This is a genomic window from Ewingella americana ATCC 33852 (genome assembly GCF_000735345.1).
Classification (GTDB): domain Bacteria; phylum Pseudomonadota; class Gammaproteobacteria; order Enterobacterales; family Enterobacteriaceae; genus Ewingella; species Ewingella americana.
The window spans coordinates 88372-106696 of the sequence record NZ_JMPJ01000065.1 but is presented as its reverse complement, the minus strand read 5'-3'; the positions used below and the strand labels follow the sequence as shown (position 1 = coordinate 106696).

Below are 18325 nucleotides of genomic sequence, written 5' to 3'. Positions count from 1 at the left end.
TGAGCTGGCCTTTTTGCTTTTATTACTCGGCTTATTTAGCAGCGTCGCGTGCCGCTTTCACCTGTTCGGTGGTAACCGCTTCGGCCTGATTGCCAAAGCTGCCGCGCAGCGTATTGGTCAGCTCCGCCACCTGCTGGTCGTTCAGCGCCCAGCCATATCCTGGCATGGTTTTCGACATATGCTCGGCGGTCACCGGCGTCTGCCCGCCATTGAGGATAACCCGCAGCAGGGTTTGTGGATTTGGCGAGGTGACCGTCACATTGCCCGCCAGCGCGGGAATGTTGAAGTCTTGACCTTCGCCCTGCGTGCCGTGACAGGTCGAGCAGTAGCGGGCATAGGTCTGCTGGCCGTTGGCGGTGACAGTTGCCGGTTTCGCCGGGGACCCAGCTGGCTCCGCTTTTAGACTCAACAGATAAATCGCCATGCTGTTGAGGTCGGCGTCGGTCATGAACTGCGTGCTGTTGGTGATCACTTCGCCCATCGGCCCGCTGACCGCCGCGTGGGTGTTGCGGCCCGTTTTCAGCAGGGTGACCAGCTCTTGCTGGCTGCCTTTTATGCCGCGCAGGGAAGGGGCGTACCAGCCGTCCAGCTCGCCACCGCTGAGGAATTTAGCGTCGCTTTCATCCTCGGCTTTCTCCTGCTGCGCCCAGCCACGTGGTGTGTGGCAGGCACCGCAGTGCCCCGCGCCCTGCACCAAGTACGCGCCGCGATTCCACTCCGAGCTCTGGTCGGCCCGTGGCTTGAACTCACCTGAGGAGAGGAACAGCGAGTTCCACACCCGCAGCGGCCAGCGCATCGACAGTGGCCAGCTGATTGGATTCTCGCGATTGGCGTCTGGCTGCGGTTTCACCTCATCCATCAAATAGGCGTAGAGTGCACGCATGTCCTTGTCGCTCATTTTGGCGTAGGAGGTGTAAGGCATGGCCGGGTAGAGCGGATGGCCGTCTTTGGCAATGCCTTTACGCATGGCCTTATCGAAATCGTCAAAGCTGTAATTGCCGATACCGGCGGCTTTGTCTGGCGTGATATTGGTGGAGTAGATATCACCAATCGGCGTGGCAAAGCGCAGCCCACCCGCCATGTCGCGGCCCTGCGGCGTAGTGTGGCAGGCGGCGCAGTCGGCAGCTTTGGCGACATATTCCCCATCGGACATCGCCAGCGCCGAGGAGCTAGCCAGCATTAGCGCGGTAAACATCATCAACTTTTTCATGCGTTCACCTTCTTCATAGCGGTCAGTTCGTTGACCGCGCGCCATGCCTGATCGATGGCCGAGTTGGCGTACGGACTCCAGTCTGCGTCGGAGTTGGCAATGGTGATGCGACCGACCGGCTGGCGGGCGCGCTGAATGGTTTTCTGCGCTTCGGCTTCATCATCAAACATGCCGCTGAGGAAGTAGGAGTAGCCGTGGGACCAGCGATTGACGGTGATCGCCATGATGTCGCGCTGATGGTCAAAACCGGCTTCGCCGAACATTCCTTGCAGCTGCTCGCGGATCATCTTCTCGTGGGCGTCAAACGAGGTGCCCAGCAATAAAGCCCGGCCCTTGCGCGACTGCTCGCGTGGGCTGAGGCCGCTGCCCGGCAGGGTCGGCACGTAAACCATGTGCAGGCCAATCGGCTGGTTCGGGTCGCGCGGGTGCTGGTAGCCGCCCATATTGACCGGATAGTCGAGCTTGACGCGGCTGTAGGGCGCGGCGGGGGAGTAAATCTCATGCACCCCGAGCTTGATGAACGGCTGCCAGTTGCGGATCACCACTTTGGAATAGACCAGCGGCGCTTTGACGTTCTCCTTCAGCGCGGCCTTTTGCTCTTCCGCCATTTCCGGCACGAGATAAGGGATCATCATGTTGTAACCGGCCATCACCGCCTGCCCGGCGCGCACGCGGTGCAGCTTGCTGCCGGTCATGTAGGTCACTTCCACCGCTGGCTTGCCCTGATGCTCAATGTTTTCGACGTGCATGCCGGTGCTGTTCAGGCGCAGGCGAACCGGCGCGCCTTCGCGGTCGAGCTGGCTGTAATCAAATTTCGCCAACACCACGTCGTCCATGGTGCTGCCCGGCGCTACTTCGGGGATCAGATGGCGCACCATCAGCCGCGCCAGACCGGCGTTGCCGTCCGGGAAGTGGAAGATGTAAGGCTCGTCGAGGTCGGCGAGGGATTCGGCATCCAGCGGCGGCAAGCCCATGCCTTCCAGACCCGGCAGGGCGCAGATCCGCGCGTCGCTGCACGAGGTGGCGTCAATGCCCACGGCCTGAAAATCGTTGGTCCGCTGCTGGAAGTAGCGAATGGCGATTTCGCTCAAGCCCACCTTTTCACGCAGGAACTGGGTATAGCTGTGGCTATCAACCCACTCGATTTTCTGCTCTTTGCTCATGCCCGCCAGATAATCTTTCGACTCCGTATGCAGCGCAATCAAGGTTTTACGGTCAGCTTCCGACAGCGGGAAGTCGCTGATAAAGTCGCTGATATCTCGGCCGTTGAGGCGCTCTGGTGGGATATCATCGGCCACGGCGCGGCCCGGATCGCCACTGACGATTTTATCCACGCCGAAGTTTTTGCGGTCGAAATAGACGCCACGGCTAAGGTGCAGGTCCGGGTAGAAGGTCTGGTCGAAGTCTTTCGCCATGCGCTCGATATCAACGTCCAGCGTCTTCAGCAGGCCCATCGCCACCGGGCTGAAATTGGTGCGCGGCGACTGGAAAGACTCACTGCCGCCATAGCCGAGAATAGTTTTATCTTCGACATGGAACTCATTGCGCTTGGCGTGGCCGCCAAAGTCATCGTGGTTGTCCAGCAGCAGGATCCGCTGCTGCTTGCCATGCTGCTCCTGCCAGAAGCACGCCGCCGCCAGCCCGCTAATGCCCGCGCCGACAATCACCAAGTCAAACTCACCCTCAATCGGCAAGCTTGAAGGATCCACTTTTTTACCTTCGCGCCCAAGCAGGTGCGCCGCCTCATAAGAGCCCTGATGGTTGCCACGCAGGCCGGTCAATGAAGGCGGGTAATAGAGAGTTTGCGTCGCAGTTTGCGGCGAGGCTTGCAGCGCCTGCCACGGCGTCATGCCGGCAGTGACGGTAATAGCCACACCGTTGAGAAAATCGCGGCGAGAGATAGCCATAGTGCTTCCTTAAAGAGTCTTGATTAACCCGCGCTGGGAGAGGCGCGGTAAAAGTAGGGCTTTTATGGGTAGTAATATTTTTAACAATTTTAACATAAGGAGATGAAGCGCAGCGTGTAGTCGTTGAAGCAGGAGGCGATGTACTAGGCACAGTATTCTGCGCCTAGTTTAATATATTGTTGCCTAATTCAATATTGTTGATAGCTCAACTAGATCAAAGTAGTCATCAAATTTAAGATCTAGTGAGTTATCTTTTCTAAAAGCCCAACTCAATTTTAAAAACATGTCAACACTATTGTCATTCTCAATTTCACCTGACATCCATCTTTCAGTTACATTATTTCCATACTCATCGATATATTCACTTGTTGCATTTTCTGCTTTTGCTATGCTTAAGGATGTTATTAAATATTCTCTTAGCTCGAACGATCTATTAACGACGCCGTTGTTGTTTGGTATGTTGTATTTATATCCATTTCCTTCACTTCGATCATAAAGAGACATTACACCTGTTGATTCTTCAGAAATGTCTATTTTTAGAGTGAGCTCTTTATTAAAGGAATATGATAATTTATTGGGGTACGCTAATAAATCGTTTGCTTTGAAATTGTCTTCATTTTTGCTCTTTATTTTTAAATATAAATCCGTTTCTTTATCATAAATAAACATCAAAAGTAATAATAGATATGGGTCATAATATCTTTCCTCGGTGATTATTATGTCGCATAACTTATCATAATATTTTATTGAATCTCTGAGGTTTACTTCAAGACCTTCAAATATATTAGAAAGTGTTGTGATGAAGTTTTCAATACTTAATGGTTTTGGTGTGAGCTTCTCCGTTTTTATTGAAAATTCATTAATGAAATTGCTGGCTGTTTTTTGCATCAAAAGTTTATTTATTTTTGGTGCTGCCAAGATAAACCTTCGATCAAAGAATCTGCCTAAATAGTGTTGTGCATCAAATCCTTGTCCGTAAACAACTTTTATCGAATGCTGTAATTGTGCGGTGTCAGTTGATATGAAGAAAACCATTCCTTTAACATCAAATATATGTTTTACAATCTCAAGAAGGTCAATGGCATAGCTCGGCCTGCATCTATCTAATTCATCAATAAATATAAAAATAGGGAGGTCCTTTTTCATTGCATCTTTTTGTTTTATAAATTGAACCCATTCGGATAAATCTTTTTTTATATCCTCGATTACAGCACTTTTTTCTTTATGCAGTTCAATCATATTTTCTGTTAAACTTTTTGCTATCTCAGAAATATCATCAATACCGGTGGTTTTTTTGATTATTCCTTGAACCACAGCCGGTGCTACACCTTTTAAAAGTATTCCTACTTTTTTTTCAGTTTTCTTCATTAGTGAAATGAATTTATCAGATTGATTTCCGAGTTGTTCTGAAATACAAGAAAATATAGCGAGTAAAGGATCATCAGAAAAATCCTGCTTCCAGGCATCAACATATACTGTTGGATGTTTTTCTTGAATGGTTTGTGCCAATCGACGAGTAAAATGCGTTTTACCAGCGCCCCATTCGGCATTGATATTAATAACTAAGTTCGAAGTTTCTCCTCGCTTCGCCGCAACTTCGTAAAGGAATTTGGCATATTTTGCACGGTCTAGATTATCGGGAGGTAATGTTTCATTTAAATATTGAACTTCTTCACTCCAATCCCAATTCATAGAATTTCCTTGTAGAGATAATGTGTAGTTAAAAATTAATAGAAAATCACTGAGCTTTTATTTAAAGATTTTATTAAGTGTTTCCAGTGCGCTCACATCTAACAACTTTGCAATGCGAGCGAATTCAACAACATCTAACCTGCGTTCGCCACTTTCGAATTTAGCGACAAAAGATTGCGGTTTTCCGAGCAGTTCCGCCAGTTGAACTTGTGTGATCCCTTTGTCCTGTCTTGCTTTCTTCAGCAGACCAATCACTTCCTGATAATCACTGTTATAAATCGAAGCCATCAAAAATACTCGTTATAAAAAAATCCCAAAAACGAATATCATCGCTTTACTGTAATATCCCAAAACAGGATAATCATTGGGTTGGTGCTCGATGAGCAACTTAACTGAAAAGGACATCACTATGAAAAGAAAGATAACTGCTTGCGACTGGCATCAGGCTGACATTATTGCTGCGTTACGAAAAAGTGGTACCACACTTGCGGCAGTATCTAGAGCTTCGGGGCTAAGTTCTTCGACATTGGCTAATGCACTCTCTAGGTCATGGCCTAAAGGCGAGAAAATCATTGCTGATGCTTTGAAATTACCTCCTAGCGTCATTTGGCCGAGCCGATATTTTGATGAACAGGGAAGGCTTATCGTCAAAATTATGCGTAGGAAAAAAGTTGCAGTGGAGATTGAAGCTCACGAAAAAGAACATTTCAACGCAACGGCTGAAGTCTAAAAATAAGGTCAGCTCTTGGCGTACTTTCAGCCGGAAACCCTCTAAGACCTTCACGCAGTTTCCGGCTTAACCCTGTTTCATCCTTGTTTTACTCATTCCCCCCAAACTGTGATCCCATTCATACTCTCGGCCATTATGTCTATACAACTATACATTATGGTCTTTACTCAATAGGTGGTTCTTTTTTCGCCAACTGATTGAGGGAAACGGATGATCAAATTAGGCAGCAAAATCCATGATCTGGGTAAAGCGCTGATGACGCCGATCTCGGTGATCGCGGCAGCCGGGATATTTTTGGGGCTGGCGGCGGCGTTGCAGAACCCGGCGGTAACGGGCGAAGCTTTCGCTGAAATAAAATCTTTGCAGCTGGTGATCGGCTTTATTCGTCAGGTTTCCGGAGCGCTGTTCGCCAACCTGCCACTGTTTTTTGCCGTTGCGACGGCAATGGGGCTGGCCAATGCAGAGAAAGCCACCGCGGCTTTCTCCGCAGTGATCGGCTTTGTGGGGCTGCACGTTGGGGTTAATTATAGCTTACTGGCGCAGAACATTACGCCGGACACCATCAGCGTGGCGCACCTTACTGCGCAGGGAATGTCGCAAAGTGAGGCGATGATCTACGCCGCCGAGTTCACCCAAACGCTGGGTATTTTCACCTATAACATGAGCGTGCTGGGCGGGGTGCTGGTCGGTTTGATCACCATGTGGCTGCACAATCGCTTCTACACCATAACCTTACCGACGGCCATCGCCTTCTTCGGCGGGCGGCGCTTTGTGCCGATTATTACCGTGCTGGTGCTGCCAATTGTCGGCGTGCTGATGTCGCTGGTTTGGCCGACCATCGCCGAGGGCATTCAGTGGGTGGGGGAGTTGATCGGGCGCACCGGCGAGATTGGCACCTTTATTTATGCCACTTCCGAACGGCTGCTGATCCCCACCGGCTTGCACCATATCATCAATGAAACCGTGCGTTTTACGCCAATTGGTGGTGTGACGACGGTGGACAACCAGAGCATCGTTGGCGCGCTGAATATCTTCAACGCCTCGCTCGCCAATCCCGGCGCTATTACCGATACCGTGACCCAGCAGGCCACGCGCTTCCTGGCTCAAGGGAAAATCCCGGTGATGATGTTTGGGCTGCCTGCGGCGGCGCTGGCGATGTATCACTGCGCGCGGCCAGAGCATAAAGGGCGGGTGAAAGCCTTGATGCTGGCCGGGGCGCTGGCCTCCTTCACCACGGGGATCACCGAGCCGCTGGAGTTCTGCTTTATCTTTGTTTCGCCGGTGCTCTACGTGCTGCACGCCGTGCTGACCGGGGTTTCATTTGTGCTGATGCAGATGTTCCACGTGATGATCGGCAACGTGCAGGGCGGGGCGATCGACTTCCTGATCTTCGGCGTGCTCGGTGGGGCGAAAACCCACTGGTGGTACCCGCTGATCCTCGGGATCATCTACGCGCCGATCTACTACTTCAGCTTCCGCTGGGTGATCTTACGCATGCAGATCAAAACGCCGGGGCGTGAAGATGAGAATGATGCCGAAGAGCGCGCCAAGCCTGCCGAAGGCAATCAGAAGACCAAAGAGATCATTCTGGGGCTGGGCGGCGAAGGCAATATCTCTCAGGTGGATTGCTGCTTCACCCGCCTGCGCGTGAAGGTCAAAGATATGTCGCAAGTGCAAGATGACAAGTTGCTGAAAACTGGCGCGATGGGGGTGAAGCGGGTGACTGACAATGACGTACACGTGATTTATGGCCCGCAGGTCGAGCAGGTGGCGAATCTGGTGAAAGCCGAGCTGTCAGGGATTAGCTAACGCCCGCTGAAGGAAGCGTGGAAGGAAGAAGGCTGGCTCTCGGGTCAGCCTTTATTTTTGCTCTTTGCCTTTGACTCTGGCCCGAATACTGAAGCTGTAGTGCTTCTGGTTGTAATACACGTCCGAGACTTCAAACAGCGTGCCATCGGTGAACTCGGAGATGGCGTGGGCGTGCAGCACGGGTTCATCGCGCGACAGGTGCAGGGCCAGACGGATTTCATTGGCGGGAAGTTCTGCCGATATCTGCTTATTGCTGCCCGCCGGTTCATAGCCTTTGGAGCGCAAATAAGCGTATTTCGAGGTTTGCAGATGCTGCGGCGTGAGGTCGGGGAACAGGTCCGCCAGCAGCCAGCACTGCTCGTAAACAAAAGGTTCCTCCCCCAGCAGGCGCAGGCGCACCATATAGTGCAGGGCGGTGCCGACAGGCACTTGTAGCGCGTTAGCGACGTCTGGCGTGGCTAAAACGCGTTCGAAAGCCAGCACGCGGTTTTCAATCGGCGCGTTGATTTCGACCGCCAGCTCGCTCGACGTCAGATGCCTGTCCAGAGGCAGATTCACCTTGCGGGTCAGGGCTTTTTTCACCACGAAGGTGCCACGCCCGCGAAAACGTTCGACTCGACCTTGGCGCACCAGATAGTCCACCGCCTTGCGCGCGGTCATGCGCGAGACGCCATAAATGTCACACAGCGCGGCTTCGGTGGGGATCGGGTCACCGGGTTTAATCTCTCCAGCGCTGATCCGTTCAGTAAGCTGCTGTTCTATTTGTAGATAAAGCGGTACGAACGAGGTTTTGTCGATTTTCATCAGCCCTCCGGTTGTCAAAATTAATTGTATAGCGGGGTATACAATTGAACAAATTTGAGGCGGAGATTTGTGCGCTAGGATGGGTTTTGACTTGCCTCTCCCCGCGTTGGAGCGGAAAGAGGCAAGGAAGGCGAGTGTTAAAGCTTATTCAGGCAGTAATGCGGACGCCGAGAAGTGGCTGCCGCCCTCTTCGCTGCGTTTGAAGCGCCAGCAGTGCTGGTGGTACTTGGCGACGGTGTTGCGGTGCGCCACGCTGACCACCGAGGTGTCCGGCAATTCGCTGACTAACAGGCTGTACATGCGCTGCTCGGTTTCGTCATCCAGCGCGCTGGTGGCTTCGTCGAGGAACAGGATGGCAGGCTTAATCAGCAGCGCGCGAGCAAACGACAGGCGCTGTTGCTCACCCGGCGACAGGCGCTGGCTCCAGTTGGCATAGTCATCCAACACGCTTTGCAGATGCGGCAGGCAGCACTGCTCCAGCACGGTATTCAGCTGGTCGTCAGTGTATTCACGGTCCGATTGCGGATAGCTCAGGGCTTCGCGCAAGGTGCCAATCGGAATATAGCTGCGCTGCGGCAGGAACAGATAACTCTTGCCTGCGGCGAGGTGAATGCTGCCCGCGCCGTAAGGCCAGATACCGGCGATAGCGCGCAGCAGGGTGGACTTACCACAGCCAGACGGGCCAGCAACCAGCACGCGCTCACCGGCTTGCAGGCTGGCGGAAACATTGCTGAACAGCGCGGTGCCGTTTGGCAGCTTGAGGGTCAAATCGTCGAGTTGCAGATCCACTTTATCGGACTCGCGCACGTCAATGCCGCGCGGCTGGGCGTTCACCTGATCGATGGCGGCGTTGAAACCGGCCAGACGGTTAACACAGGCTTTCCAGCTGGCTAAATCGGTGAAGGCGCCGATAAACCACGACAGTGCGCCCTGCACTTGACCAAAGGCCGAGGAGATTTGCATCAAAGAACCCATCTGGATTGCGCCGGAGAAGTAACGCGGCGAAGCCACCAGAATCGGGAAGATGTTGGCGAACTGGGCATAGAAAGTGGAGGCCACGTTGAGGCGACGGGTCACTTTCATGATCGACCACCAGTTGGTTTTGATGGATTCAAACTTGCTGCTCAGCTGGTCGCGTTCACTCTTCTCACCGTGATAAAGCGCGATAGCATCGCTGTTTTCGCGGATACGGATCAGGCCAAAACGGAAGTTCGCTTCGAACCATTCTTGGTTGAACCCTAAACGAACCAATGGCTTACCCACCCACCAGACAATCACCGAGCCGACCACCGCGTAGAGCAGGGCGAACCAGACCATATAGCCCGGAATGGTGAATTCATGGGAGGAGAACATAAAGGTCAGCGGGCCGCTGATGGACCACAGAATAAACACAAAGGAGAACAGGGTGACCACGCTGGATAGCAGGCCAAGCACCAGCGAAAGGGTGCCGCTGGTCAGCGCGTTGAGGTCTTCAGCAATACGCTGGTCGGGGTTATCGACCTGATGCTGATACTCCGTGTAATAATAGGCGTGATTGCCCAGCCACTTGTCCATATACTCTTCGGTCATCCAGCGACGCCAGCTCATTTGCAGGCCTTGGGTCAGATAGACTTTGTAGATGGCAATGACGATAAAAATCAGTGCAAGCCAGGTGAATTTAAACAGCTGGGCTTTGAAAACGGGGTAATTGCGGTTTTGCAGCGCGTCGTAAAAGACTCTGTTCCATTCATTGAGTTGGACGCTCAGATAGACGCCGGCTAAAGAGAGGATAACGATGGCGGATAACATGCCCCAGGCACGCCACTTCTCTTCGGAAAGCCAATAAGGCTTAATTAACTGCCAGACAGCACGCCAAGGTGCCGATTTCCCAGGTTTATTAGTCATAAATAGCCATGTTTCAATGTTTTCATGTTGTGAATGCGTAATCATCCCAGAATGGGTCAGCCAGCGCGAGAGGGCAATGGCACACATGTAAGGATGTTTTTCCTGCAAAAAGTTCCATTTGGTTATAAGAAAAAGGTGTTTGATGAAATTGGGGTTGAGTTTGCTGCTGGTGGCGGGCTGTTCTGTCAGTCTTCAGGCGTTGGCGAAAATCGATGAGCCGGATATTGAGAAAGATTGCCTCAAAGCCGGAATTTACGCGGCGGCGGGGAAAGTCTCTTATCAGCAAGGCGCTTATGACAAAGCGCGCGAGCTGTTCCGCGATCAGGTGGCATGGAGCGAATTCTGCCACAAGCCGCAGGACACCATCGCCACGGCCTACAACAACATCGCGCTGACTTATATTCGTCAGGGGCAATTTCGCAAAGCCAAAGCCTGGCTGATGCTGGCGCCGGATGACAAAAAATCACAATTTAACCTCAGCCAGATCCAACCTCAGCTTGATGCCTTGCCCGCCGCACCAAGCGTTGCCGGGCAGTATTGGCAATATGCCGGATACGGCAGTTGGAATGAAGTGGATGTCAAAGCTGAAGAAGCTCAATTCAAAATCGATTTCAGCGGCATGTACATGGGGCTGATGTCGCTCTATTACGGCCCGAATACCGGCGAATTCTCGGTAGTGACCGCCGTGAAAGACGGCAAGGCTGTATACAATCAGGCTGATGATCAGAACGCGGGCGGCGGCGAGTGCAAGGTGAGCATGGAATTCGCACCAGAAGCCGTCAGGCTGCATACCGACGGAGACTGCGGCTTTGGCATGAACGTACAGGCTGCCGGAACTTTCGTCCGCGTGCAGCCTTAGTTAGCTGATACTGACGTGACTTTCTAAGTTATGTTGGAATCGGGCGGGCCACAAATAACCCTGCATCCCCTTGATATTCATCGATTTCAAACCTCTGAGCTGCTCGGAGGTTTCCACCCCTTCGACAATCACGCCCTGACAGCTGCGGCCAAGCTGCTGAACCACTGACTTCAGCTCCTCGCTGCCTTGGTGCTGCCAAAAGAAATGTTTATCCACCTTAATGCACTCGAATTGCTTGAGCGTGGCGGGCAGCAAACGCTGGTGGTCGGCGCTGAAGTCGTCTAGCCAAAGTGGGCAGCAGGCAGCCAGGTGGTTGAGCAGGGGCTGGGGGCGAGGGTGAAAGAGTTCGGCGAAGTGCTCGTTGATTTCCAAACGAATAAAACCCATGCGTTTGAGTCTGTTGGTTAAGGCCACCGAGCGAATAATGCCTTCGGCAATCTCAATATCGACATTCAAAGAGACACTCAAGCCGTGTTCCAAAAAGTACTCGGCTTGATGGCTGAGCGTATTCAATTGCGTGTAAAAAATATCGAACTTATGTTCGGCGTGCAGCTGAGAAAATAGATGCTCAATGCTGGCGCAGGGCCCATTGAGCGAATTTTGCCGCGTGAGCATTTCAAACCCCAGCACATTACCGGCTGGGCTGATGATAGGCTCGTAAACAAAATAGAACTCTGACGCCGAAGCTGGATCCATTCTTCTTTTCTCTATATTTATGACGGCTCGTTTTTGCCGCGTTGCAAGACTGTTCGCCCTAAAGCGCGGTCATATCTGCAACGCTATGGTTAAAGAGAAAGAATAGTTCCTGATTATTCGTTATGCCTATTTTTTTAAATAGATTGCATTTATGCGCACTGACCGTTTTGATGCTTCTTTTTAATATCATCGAGATATCGCGGATAGAAACACCTGAGACCAGCATGGAAAGAATTTTTATTTCCATTTTAGTGATCAACAAGAAGTGCTGATCGCATAAATCTGAAATATCCTTCAGCAAGATAAACTTGGTAATTAAGTTGCTTGTCTCTTGTAAGTTATTGTTTTTAGAAAAAGAACGAATGCCTCTTTTGAGCAAGGTGGACATGATGGTGGCGTCAAGCGACTCCGAATAAAAAATCATCCGGTTATCATCCATTCTCTCGTGATGCTGTAATAAAAACTCATAGCATCGGGAAAAACTTTTATCTGCGGGATCGAGAATGAAATAATCGGAAGAGTCGAAAGTAATACTGTTTTTATTTTGTGGGAGAGTTAAAACATCAACGTGGAAAGGCAACTTTAGAATAAGCGTTTCTAGCGCCAGTTTAGTATATTGACATTCACTCCAGATAATAACTCTTGGCATGATAGCCTTCCATGTAACACAAATAATCCACTCGAAAAGGCGATTCACACAGAGAAAAACCACCTTTCGGAAAGCATAAAGCTCACGCACAGAAAATAGTTTTCTGTACAAAAGGGCGGTTAGTTTTTTATGAATAATTAACAATCAATATAAATTATATAAAGTTCTAAACAAATCGTTTAACCCGATGCTTGGGATCGTTTTCAATAGGTTTTAACGATTAAAAGTCTTTCAATGATCGTTTGAAGTGATTGCGAACTAAGATAATACTGAACATAATTAATTAAATGTGCAGAATAAACAACAAGATAATTGCATTCTGATTTTTTAATGGCTGGAAGTAAGAGTTTTCTGAGCCTGTTGCTGTTGGAAGTCTCACTCGGGGCTAAAACAACATTATCTCTCTTTGATGAGCACTATTTGCCTTACTGCCGGAAATTTATGGAGAAATAACCCTGCAAACTCCATTTTTTCGAAATTTGAAGATTTAGCAATTTGAGATAATTGAGCGGGAAAATTCCTAAGAAGGGTGGCAAGGCAGGATAAAGGGGTATTTTCCAAGGCGTATTCTTATCTGGCAGCTAATTATTGTGCATTAAAGCGGTTATGTTTTTAGTTAAAAAAGTGGGCCCGACTTCGCGGACCCATCAAATGATTTTATCCTAAATAATCTTATTTTACTGCGGCCACTTCATTTCGCCTTTCAGTACTTTGGCGCTCATTTCTAATGACTCATCCCCTTTTAATGCCGGGTAATGTCCTTTCATGGCTTTAACCAGCGCCTGCGCATTCTTGGCTTTTGGCAGTTCTTTCTCCAGCGTCTGCAAGTACTGCTTGGTGAACTCAACGGATTTCAGCGTCTGTGCCGCGCCGGGCAGGAAGTGGCCCGGTACTACGGTTGTCGGTTTCAGTGCCGCGATTTGGTCGAGCGTGGCAATCCAGGCCTTACGTGATTCCGGCGTTTGGGTATCTGCCACCCATAGGTGTTCGGTGTTGCCATCGACAATAACGCCGCCAACGACGGCCTTCAGCGTTGGGATCCAAACAAAGGTGCGGGCAGGAGTTTGCCCTTTGATTTCAAACTTTTTGCCTTCCAGCTCGAAATAATTGCCTGTCAGCGGCTCAGGCACAATCACCGCTTTTGGCGCGTTGTCTTTCAACTGCGGACCCCAAAATGCCACTTTGCCCGCTTTGGTGGCGTTGATTTCATCGATAGTGGCCTGAGTTGCGACTATCTTGGCATTAGGGAAGGCGGCGTGCAGGGTATCCAGACCGAAATAGAAATCAGGGTCAGCCTGACTAATATAGATAGTGGTCAGGTTCTTTCCGCTGGCTTTGATCATCTCCACCAGCTTTTGCGCATCATTGCGCTGGAATTGGGCATCAATCAGCACCGCGTCTTTTTCGCCGGTGACTATCTCTGACGAAACGGCAAAAATGCTGTTTTGCCCCGGATTGTAGACGTCTAATTTCAGGTCTGCGGCGCGAGCGGTCAGGCTGGTGCCCAGTAAGAGTGCGGCGGTAATTGCCAATTTTTTCAGGCGCATAATGTGTCCTCAGAGGTTGGGCGATGTCGCCAAATAACGCGGGTTAATTCGGTTACTTTACGTTGCATAAATCGAGAGAAAAACCGGATAATGCGCAACTGTTTATTGCGTAAATCGGATGAATAATATGGACAGGATCACCGCAGCAGAAGTCTTTGTCGCCATTGTCGAGCGTGGAAGTATGGTCAGCGCCGCCGAGTCGCTGAATATGTCTCGCGCCATGGTCACGCGCTATTTATCAGAGATGGAGAAGTGGTCCGGCGCGCGGCTGCTGCACCGAACGACGCGTAAACTCAGCCTGACCGATGCCGGAGAGAACACGCTGGCGCGCTGCCGGAAAATGCTGTCGGTGGCGGCGGAAATGGCTTGCGCGGGGGAGAGCGAAGACGACGCGCTGCGCGGCCTGCTGCGCCTGAGCTGCTCTCAGTCCTTCGGGCAGGGGGCGGTGGCGATTGCCGTGACCGAGTTCTTGCGGCTGCATCCGCAGGTGAGTATTGATCTGCAACTCGAAAGTAAGGCGATCAATCTGGTGGAGGATCGTATCGATCTGGCGCTGCGTATCACCAATGATCTCGACCCGAACCTGATTGCCCGTCCGCTGGCCGAGTGTGCCTCGGTGATTTGCGCCTCTCCGGCCTATCTGGCGGCCCACGGCACGCCGCAAAAGCCGGAGGATTTGGCGCTGCATAACTGCCTGACCTACAGCTATTTCGGCAAAAGCCTGTGGCAGTTGGAGCGTCAGGGAGAAAAGCTGGCGATACCGGTGAGTGGCAATCTCAGCGCCAATGAGTCGCAAGTGCTGCTGAGTGGGGCTGTAGAAGGGGCGGGGATTGTGATGCAGCCTGCTTACTCCGCCGCGCCGCTGATTTCCAGCGGGCAGCTGGTCGCGCTGTTGCCGCAATGGCAGCCGCAGACCTTGGGGATTTATGCCATTTATGCTTCGCGCCGCCAGATGCCAGCGGCTTTGCGCGCCTTGCTCGATTTTCTGGTGGCGTGGTTTGCCGGTAATCCGCGCTGGGTGATGACCGGGGGATAATGCTAATTTTTGAAACATTTCCACACATCTTCTAACTTATTGTTTATCAGTGGGTTAAGGAAATCCTCATAGCATTTTGTGCCGTCGATCCGGCCTCTAACTGGTCAAAAGTGTGATCTGCGTGGTATTTCTGTTGGCAAGATACAACATTGCGCTAACAAATGAATTAACGCAGCAATGTACTTTGCGACGGGTTTAGCGGCCCGTTTCACCATCCTGATGTCTTGATCTCTTGCTTACTTTTCGCGGACTGACTGCACGAGTCAGCCCGCTTTAGTGGTGTTCGTTGGGTAAATAATTAATTAATGGGGAGTTTCCTATGCCTGTTTCGTTACTGGCACTGGCGCTGAGCGCATTCGCGATCGGCACGACTGAGTTTGTTATCATGGGGCTGTTGCCCAATGTGGCCAACGATCTACAGGTAACCATTCCGCTGGCGGGCTGGCTTATCAGTGGCTACGCGCTGGGCGTGGCTATCGGCGCGCCTATCATGGCCGTGCTGACTGCCAAACTGCCGCGTAAGAAAACGCTGTTGCTGCTGATGATTATCTTCATCGTCGGCAACCTGATGTGCGCGCTGTCCTACAGCTACGGCTTCCTGATGCTGGCGCGCGTTATCACCGCGCTGTGTCACGGTGCCTTCTTCGGCATCGGTGCCGTGGTGGCGGCCAATCTGGTGGCACCAAACCGCCGTGCCTCAGCCGTGGCCCTGATGTTTACCGGCCTGACGCTGGCTAACGTCCTTGGCGTGCCTTTGGGTACCGCGCTGGGTCAGGCCCTTGGCTGGCGCTCGACCTTCTGGGCGGTGGCGATTATCGGCGTGGCGTCGCTGTTCGCGCTTTATAAAAAGCTGCCGGACACTAAAGACGAAGAGCCGACCGACCTGCGCAAAGAGATGGGCGCGCTGCGCGGTTTAGGCCTGTGGCTGTCGCTGTCGATCACCGTGTTCTTCTCCGCCGCGATGTTTGCGCTGTTCACCTATATTGCGCCGATGCTGACGGAGATCACCGGCGTGTCTGAGCACGGCGTGAGCTGGACCCTGCTGCTGATTGGTCTCGGTCTGACCATCGGCAACGTGCTGGGCGGGCGTCTTGCCGACTGGCGTTTGGGTGCCACCCTGACTCTGATTTTCCTGCTGATTGCCATCTTCTCGGCGCTGTTTAGCTGGACCAGCGTGAACCTGCTGGCGGCGGAAGTGACGCTGTTCTTCTGGGCGATGGTCAGCTTTGCCGCCGTGCCCGCGTTGCAGATTAACGTGGTGACCTATGGCAAGAATGCGCCAAATCTGGTGTCGACCTTAAACATCGCCGCCTTTAACGTCGGTAATGCCTTGGGTGCCTGGGTTGGCGGCGCGGTTATCGCTCGCGGTCTGGGGCTGACGGCGGTTCCGCTGGCGGCTGGGGCGTTGGGACTGGTTGGCTTCGTGCTCTGTGTTATCACTTTCCGCCGCGCGGCGAAGAAAGCCGAAAAGGCGCTGGCCTAAGTTATTCGCCGCCCTCTGGCTCAGGCCGGGGGCGGCTTCCTGCTACTTCTTCTTATTATTACTTCTTACCCGCCGCCGCGGTTATCCACAGATAATCGGCCTGCCGTTTATCCACTTCCGCTCCCTGTTCCGCCAGCATTAATACCGTCACCTGCGCCTCAGGCTGCAAATCGCGAACATGCACCGGCACCCCCACGTTGCGTTTGGCATGATACCCACCGACGATCAGCAAAGCCGGCGTTGGCGCGGCTAGTAGCCGTTCTGCCATACGGCGGTCGCGCTGTTGTTGAATGGCCAGCATGGCGTGGAGCTGTTCCGGCTCGATATTCTGCTGATGAGAAACCTTAATGGTGTCGGCAATCGCCTCTCTGACCTGTGGATCAGCGCTGTTGGCTCCCGCTGGGAAGGCCGGTTTCTGGTAGAAAGCCATGATTTCACTGCGATCCAGATTCGCCGCCAGCAACGGATAAGGGGCTTGGATAGCGGGCATCACCACTTGGCTGTACATCGACCAGTCCCAGCTTTTCTGCCATTTAAGCTGCTCTGCCACTTTCGTCGCAGAGAGCTCCGGCTGGGTTTGCATCAGCCGTTTAGTGCTCTCAACGGCGGGCTGCTGGCTCGGCGTCAACATCTCCATTAGCACGCTGCCCTGCGGGCGCTGGGTAGGGAGGCTCTCCACCAGCCAAGCTTCAATCTGATGATGCGCCGGGTTGTCGTGCTTCTCGCCGACAATCACCCGTGGCTGCTTCGCCAGTCGGGCCAAAAGCTGCTCAGGCGTGAGGCTTTCCCCGGTATGCAGATCTTTAATGCTGCTGGAGGTCAGGCTGGGCGGCGTGGGGTGCTGGGCGCAGGCGGCCAGCAGCAAGGAGGCTACTATCAGTAACTTTTTCATGACGATCCTCATCATTCCATAACGGGCTAAATCACAAGTTGCCAGCATGTTATGGATAATGATTATCATTTACAAGTTGCTATGACGCCTTATTCGTTCGCCACGGCCGCCTGAAGACGCTGAGGGAAGCGCTGGGCCTGCTGATGACAGTGCTCGATGAAGGTCGACACCAGCGCCGAGGCGGGGCGATGCAGCGGGCGGATCAGGCTGACGGTGAAGGGCACCGGCAGGCTGAACGCTCTGATCACCATGCCGCTGTTGCCGCGCTCCACATAGTCCAGCGCGGTCAGCGGGTTGACTATCGACACCCCGACTCCTTCGCGCACCATGCTGCACACCGAGGCGGCGCTGTGAGTTTCCAGCACCAGTCGGCGCGCCACCTGATGCTCGGCAAACAGCGCGTCGAGCAGTTGGCGGTAGCTGTCGGTCGCCGACAGGCTGATGAAGTTCTGCCCGGCGAAATCCTGCGGTGTCAGGCGCTTTTTCGCCGCCAGCGGGTGGTTGGCGGGCAGCACGCACACTTCGTTTAAGGTCAGCAGAGGCTGGCGCTCGGTGCCCGCAGGCGTATGAGTATTCTCGGTCAACCCAAGGTCGTGGCGCTGGGCGGAAAGCCACTCCTCCAGCAGCGGCGACTCCTGCGGCACGATATTGAAACTGACGTCAGGATAGCGGTCCAGAAACGGCTTACACACGGCGGGCAGCAGAGACTGGCTGAACACCGGCAGGCAGGCGATAGAGAGCTGCGCCTGCTCGAACTGGCGAATGCCCTCCGCCGCGCTGACAATGCGATCCAGCCCGTAATAGGAACGCTGAACCTCCTCGAACAGCCGCAGCCCCTGCACCGTCGGGTAGAGGCGGCCGCGCAAACGTTCGAAAAGTTGTAGATTCAGCAGCTTTTCGCAGCGCGCCAACTCCCGGCTCACCGTCGGCTGCGAGGTGTTGAGCAGCGCGGCGGCCTCGGTCAAATTGCCGGTGGTCATCACGGCGTGAAAGATTTCGATATGACGCAGGGAAATGGCGGCCATGGGCGTCTCCGCTGGAGAGTAATTCCCATATCATAAATGAATAGACTGGTGCGAAATAGATATTTTTCAGCAAGTGCCGAGTGCGGGATACTCAGGCTAACT

General features: G+C 52.7%; 16 protein-coding genes. 5 read left to right on the top strand and 11 right to left on the bottom strand.

Annotated elements, in window-relative coordinates; translation table 11 throughout:
• Positions 1 to 31: 31 nt before the first annotated feature.
• The 4 genes from GEAM_RS14875 to GEAM_RS14860 all read right to left on the bottom strand — a co-directional run bounded on the left by GEAM_RS14875 (position 32) and on the right by GEAM_RS14860 (position 5097).
• Positions 32 to 1210, bottom strand: coding sequence for a cytochrome c (locus tag GEAM_RS14875; protein ID WP_034792913.1), 1179 nt, complete (start codon positions 1208 to 1210; stop codon positions 32 to 34).
• Positions 1207 to 3117: an NAD(P)-binding protein gene (locus GEAM_RS14870; protein WP_034792912.1), complete on the bottom strand. Its 1911-nt coding sequence runs from the start codon at positions 3115 to 3117 to the stop codon at positions 1207 to 1209. The genes GEAM_RS14875 and GEAM_RS14870 overlap by 4 nt, the downstream gene beginning before the upstream one ends.
• A 183-nt stretch (positions 3118 to 3300) precedes the next feature.
• On the bottom strand, positions 3301 to 4809 hold the full coding sequence (locus GEAM_RS14865) for a KAP family P-loop NTPase fold protein (RefSeq protein ID WP_034792910.1): 1509 nt from the start codon (positions 4807 to 4809) through the stop codon (positions 3301 to 3303).
• 57 nt (positions 4810 to 4866) lie between these two features.
• Positions 4867 to 5097: a helix-turn-helix domain-containing protein gene (locus GEAM_RS14860; protein WP_034792906.1), complete on the bottom strand. Its 231-nt coding sequence runs from the start codon at positions 5095 to 5097 to the stop codon at positions 4867 to 4869.
• 121 nt (positions 5098 to 5218) lie between these two features.
• Between GEAM_RS14860 and GEAM_RS14855 the strand changes: the two genes are divergently transcribed.
• Together GEAM_RS14855 and GEAM_RS14850 are read left to right on the top strand one after the other, a co-directional pair.
• A complete protein-coding gene (locus tag GEAM_RS14855; protein ID WP_051899552.1) occupies positions 5219 to 5539 on the top strand; it encodes a helix-turn-helix domain-containing protein in 321 nt (106 codons plus the stop codon).
• A 210-nt stretch (positions 5540 to 5749) separates the two neighbouring features.
• Positions 5750 to 7348, top strand: coding sequence for a PTS transporter subunit EIIC (locus GEAM_RS14850; RefSeq protein WP_034792905.1), 1599 nt, complete (start codon positions 5750 to 5752; stop codon positions 7346 to 7348).
• Between the two features lie 51 nt (positions 7349 to 7399).
• Here the strand turns inward: GEAM_RS14850 and GEAM_RS14845 are convergent, their stop codons facing one another.
• On the bottom strand, positions 7400 to 8152 hold the full coding sequence (locus GEAM_RS14845) for a GntR family transcriptional regulator (protein ID WP_034792904.1): 753 nt from the start codon (positions 8150 to 8152) through the stop codon (positions 7400 to 7402).
• Between the two features lie 144 nt (positions 8153 to 8296).
• Positions 8297 to 10036 (bottom strand): ABC transporter ATP-binding protein/permease, encoded by a 1740-nt coding sequence (locus GEAM_RS14840; protein WP_034793519.1) that lies wholly within the window; start codon positions 10034 to 10036, stop codon positions 8297 to 8299.
• Between the two features lie 142 nt (positions 10037 to 10178).
• On the opposite strand from GEAM_RS14840, the gene GEAM_RS14835 reads away from it, so the two are divergent.
• On the top strand, positions 10179 to 10895 hold the full coding sequence (locus tag GEAM_RS14835) for a tetratricopeptide repeat protein (RefSeq protein WP_034792903.1): 717 nt from the start codon (positions 10179 to 10181) through the stop codon (positions 10893 to 10895).
• On the opposite strand, the gene GEAM_RS14830 is transcribed toward GEAM_RS14835, so the two are convergent.
• The 3 genes from GEAM_RS14830 to GEAM_RS14820 form a co-directional block, all read right to left on the bottom strand.
• Positions 10896 to 11591, bottom strand: a complete 696-nt coding sequence (locus tag GEAM_RS14830; RefSeq protein WP_034792902.1) for an EAL domain-containing protein — start codon at positions 11589 to 11591, stop codon at positions 10896 to 10898.
• 58 nt (positions 11592 to 11649) lie between these two features.
• Positions 11650 to 12240, bottom strand: coding sequence for a helix-turn-helix domain-containing protein (locus tag GEAM_RS14825; protein ID WP_034792900.1), 591 nt, complete (start codon positions 12238 to 12240; stop codon positions 11650 to 11652).
• A 677-nt stretch (positions 12241 to 12917) separates the two neighbouring features.
• Positions 12918 to 13787, bottom strand: coding sequence for an MBL fold metallo-hydrolase (locus GEAM_RS14820; RefSeq protein ID WP_034792898.1), 870 nt, complete (start codon positions 13785 to 13787; stop codon positions 12918 to 12920).
• 127 nt (positions 13788 to 13914) lie between these two features.
• Between GEAM_RS14820 and GEAM_RS14815 the strand changes: the two genes are divergently transcribed.
• Both GEAM_RS14815 and GEAM_RS14810 read left to right on the top strand, forming a co-directional pair.
• Complete coding sequence (locus GEAM_RS14815) at positions 13915 to 14823, top strand: LysR family transcriptional regulator (RefSeq protein WP_034793516.1); 909 nt, start codon at positions 13915 to 13917, stop codon at positions 14821 to 14823.
• A 319-nt stretch (positions 14824 to 15142) separates the two neighbouring features.
• Complete coding sequence (locus GEAM_RS14810) at positions 15143 to 16306, top strand: MFS transporter (RefSeq protein ID WP_034792896.1); 1164 nt, start codon at positions 15143 to 15145, stop codon at positions 16304 to 16306.
• 58 nt (positions 16307 to 16364) lie between these two features.
• Here the strand turns inward: GEAM_RS14810 and GEAM_RS14805 are convergent, their stop codons facing one another.
• Positions 16365 to 17198 (bottom strand): ChaN family lipoprotein, encoded by an 834-nt coding sequence (locus tag GEAM_RS14805; RefSeq protein ID WP_034792894.1) that lies wholly within the window; start codon positions 17196 to 17198, stop codon positions 16365 to 16367.
• A gap of 89 nt (positions 17199 to 17287) precedes the next feature.
• Complete coding sequence (locus GEAM_RS14800; protein ID WP_034792892.1) at positions 17288 to 18223, bottom strand: LysR family transcriptional regulator; 936 nt, start codon at positions 18221 to 18223, stop codon at positions 17288 to 17290.
• Between the last annotated feature and the right edge of the window lie 102 nt (positions 18224 to 18325).

Excerpts from the sequence above, each read along its gene's own strand:
- GEAM_RS14875 (WP_034792913.1), bottom strand. The coding sequence starts at position 1,210 with ATGAAAAAGTTGATGATGTTTACCGCGCTAATGCTGGCTAGCTCCTCG.
- GEAM_RS14870 (WP_034792912.1), bottom strand. The coding sequence starts at position 3,117 with ATGGCTATCTCTCGCCGCGATTTTCTCAACGGTGTGGCTATTACCGTC.
- GEAM_RS14865 (WP_034792910.1), bottom strand. The coding sequence starts at position 4,809 with ATGAATTGGGATTGGAGTGAAGAAGTTCAATATTTAAATGAAACATTA.
- GEAM_RS14860 (WP_034792906.1), bottom strand. The coding sequence starts at position 5,097 with ATGGCTTCGATTTATAACAGTGATTATCAGGAAGTGATTGGTCTGCTG.
- GEAM_RS14855 (WP_051899552.1), top strand. The coding sequence starts at position 5,219 with ATGAAAAGAAAGATAACTGCTTGCGACTGGCATCAGGCTGACATTATT.
- GEAM_RS14850 (WP_034792905.1), top strand. The coding sequence starts at position 5,750 with ATGATCAAATTAGGCAGCAAAATCCATGATCTGGGTAAAGCGCTGATG.
- GEAM_RS14845 (WP_034792904.1), bottom strand. The coding sequence starts at position 8,152 with ATGAAAATCGACAAAACCTCGTTCGTACCGCTTTATCTACAAATAGAA.
- GEAM_RS14840 (WP_034793519.1), bottom strand. The coding sequence starts at position 10,036 with ATGACTAATAAACCTGGGAAATCGGCACCTTGGCGTGCTGTCTGGCAG.
- GEAM_RS14835 (WP_034792903.1), top strand. The coding sequence starts at position 10,179 with ATGAAATTGGGGTTGAGTTTGCTGCTGGTGGCGGGCTGTTCTGTCAGT.
- GEAM_RS14830 (WP_034792902.1), bottom strand. The coding sequence starts at position 11,591 with ATGGATCCAGCTTCGGCGTCAGAGTTCTATTTTGTTTACGAGCCTATC.
- GEAM_RS14825 (WP_034792900.1), bottom strand. The coding sequence starts at position 12,240 with ATGCCAAGAGTTATTATCTGGAGTGAATGTCAATATACTAAACTGGCG.
- GEAM_RS14820 (WP_034792898.1), bottom strand. The coding sequence starts at position 13,787 with ATGCGCCTGAAAAAATTGGCAATTACCGCCGCACTCTTACTGGGCACC.
- GEAM_RS14815 (WP_034793516.1), top strand. The coding sequence starts at position 13,915 with ATGGACAGGATCACCGCAGCAGAAGTCTTTGTCGCCATTGTCGAGCGT.
- GEAM_RS14810 (WP_034792896.1), top strand. The coding sequence starts at position 15,143 with ATGCCTGTTTCGTTACTGGCACTGGCGCTGAGCGCATTCGCGATCGGC.
- GEAM_RS14805 (WP_034792894.1), bottom strand. The coding sequence starts at position 17,198 with ATGAAAAAGTTACTGATAGTAGCCTCCTTGCTGCTGGCCGCCTGCGCC.
- GEAM_RS14800 (WP_034792892.1), bottom strand. The coding sequence starts at position 18,223 with ATGGCCGCCATTTCCCTGCGTCATATCGAAATCTTTCACGCCGTGATG.